The 521-nt window shown below is 44.9% G+C and carries 1 pseudogene; it reads left to right on the top strand.

The features are described from left to right. Positions 1 to 521 (top strand): annotated as a pseudogene (locus tag JMW90_RS13665) (UDP-glucose/GDP-mannose dehydrogenase family protein); the annotation flags it as partial.

The raw sequence follows: 521 nt of genomic DNA, 5'->3' as shown, positions 1-521 counted from the left end.
ATTATCTACCGTTCGTTTTCTTAAAAGATGGTGATGCTTATAGCTCGATGTTAAATCCGTCACTATGGCTACTCGGTGAAAAAACCTCAAATAGTCGTCATCATTTGGGTATGCTACAGCCATTAATGCAGCATGCGCGTGCTACTCATTATGCCAATATCGCGACTATCGAATTTGCTCGTAGTAGCATCATGGCGATGCTCGCAACGCGGGTCAGTTTCATGAATGAGATGTCGCGCTTGGCGGATAGTCAACAAGTCGATATCCAGCAAGTCAGCCATATCATGGGGCTTGATGAGCGCGTGGGCAGTAGCTACTTGCAGGCGGGCTGGGGATTTGGTGGTAATACGCTACCGACAGAATTGCTTCAGCTACAGCAATCAAGTCAAGCACAGAGCTTGGCCATGCCGCTATTACAATCGGTTATCCATATTAATGAAGACCAAAAAGAGCTAATATTCCGCAAGTTTTGGCAATATTTTGATGGTTTTATCGATAATAAAACGGTCATGATTTGGGGC

This window comes from Psychrobacter glacincola (assembly GCF_904846215.1).
Taxonomy (GTDB): domain Bacteria; phylum Pseudomonadota; class Gammaproteobacteria; order Pseudomonadales; family Moraxellaceae; genus Psychrobacter; species Psychrobacter glacincola.
This window is presented reverse-complemented; position numbering and strand designations above follow the sequence as displayed.